This is a genomic window from Oleiphilus sp. HI0086, assembly GCF_001635225.1.
In genome coordinates, this window is record NZ_LWFZ01001338.1 from 1 (window position 1) to 1,052 (window position 1,052).

Below are 1,052 nucleotides of genomic sequence, written 5' to 3' on the forward strand. Positions count from 1 at the left end.
GCTTTTCCTGCAATCAGTCAGTCGACTAAGTCCAATTGCTCACTTTGCCTTCCTGGTGCTAGTTGTTCTAAACCTTGTTGCCGGCTTTAACGCCCTTGGTACCTTAATGTCTGTGGGTATGATGATTTTGCCTGCAGCCTCTGCAAGGTATTGGGTCAAGAGCCTCGATATGATGCTTTTGGCGTCCTCTTGTTTTGCAATTCTCTGTTGTTATATCGGCTTACTCTTGTCATACCATGCTGGCTGGCCAACCGGGCCGGCGATCATACTGACACTTGGTATGCTCTACGTCTTGTCGTTTTCATTAGGACTTAATGGTAGCCTTTTATCTCGACTTGCCAAACCCAAACATCTCAGCGCATAACTCGTAAATATAGGTAATTTAAATATGAAGTCCTGGTTTAAATCGATCGAAAACGATGCTGAAGGCACCTCCTATCCCTTAGATAAAGTATTAAACGAACTAAACTTCTCTGAAGAGGGTTTAATACCCGTAATAGCCCAGGACCATGAGACGAGAGAGGTGCTAATGTTTGCCTGGATGAATCGCGAGTCATTAAAAGAAACTCTCGAAACCTCCAAGATGTGCTATTGGTCCCGTTCGCGAAAGTCTTTATGGCGCAAAGGAGAAAGCTCTGGCCACTGGCAAAGCCTGGTATCGATGAGAACGGATTGCGACGGTGATGTACTACTAGCCCTGGTCACACAAGATGAAGCAGCTTGTCACACTCATCGTAGAAGTTGCTTCTACCTGAAGTTTGAGCAAGGCGAGGTGGTCATCGCCTCATAAGCTTTCTGCTTTCTGCTTTCTTCGTTTACATCAGTGCTGATACAAATTACTTAAGTGGTCGTATTTATCCAGGATTTCTTGATAGCGACCACTTGATTTAATTTCTGACAAACCACGATCAAAGTCATCTCTGACCAGCTTATCTCGGAATAAAAACGGGTAATGACTTGGTTTAAATAAGGGGTGAAATCTGACCTTTTGACTAAAGCGCTGCTTTGCCAAGCGAGAGTAGCGATCTCCCTGATTTGCCTTATACCAATAA

Annotated in this window: 2 protein-coding genes and 1 pseudogene; 2 read left to right on the top strand and 1 reads right to left on the bottom strand. The window is 44.3% G+C overall.

The genetic code is table 11. From position 1 onward, the window contains the following. Together A3756_RS23135 and hisI are read left to right on the top strand one after the other, a co-directional pair. Positions 1-364, top strand: a 364-nt coding sequence (locus tag A3756_RS23135) for a metal ABC transporter permease (RefSeq protein WP_197481486.1), incomplete at its 5' end; no start/stop codon positions are given. A 24-nt stretch (positions 365-388) separates the two neighbouring features. Further along, positions 389-790 carry a phosphoribosyl-AMP cyclohydrolase gene (gene hisI, locus A3756_RS23140; protein WP_068508721.1) on the top strand — a complete coding sequence of 134 codons (402 nt, stop codon included), beginning with the start codon at positions 389-391 and terminating at the stop codon, positions 788-790. Between the two features lie 30 nt (positions 791-820). Here hisI and A3756_RS28215 read toward each other — a convergent pair. Then, a pseudogene (locus A3756_RS28215) lies at positions 821-1,052 on the bottom strand (hypothetical protein); the annotation flags it as partial.

Bases quoted from the DNA above. Each gene is read 5' to 3' on its own strand.
- hisI (WP_068508721.1), top strand. From the start codon at position 389: ATGAAGTCCTGGTTTAAATCGATCGAAAACGATGCTGAAGGCACCTCC.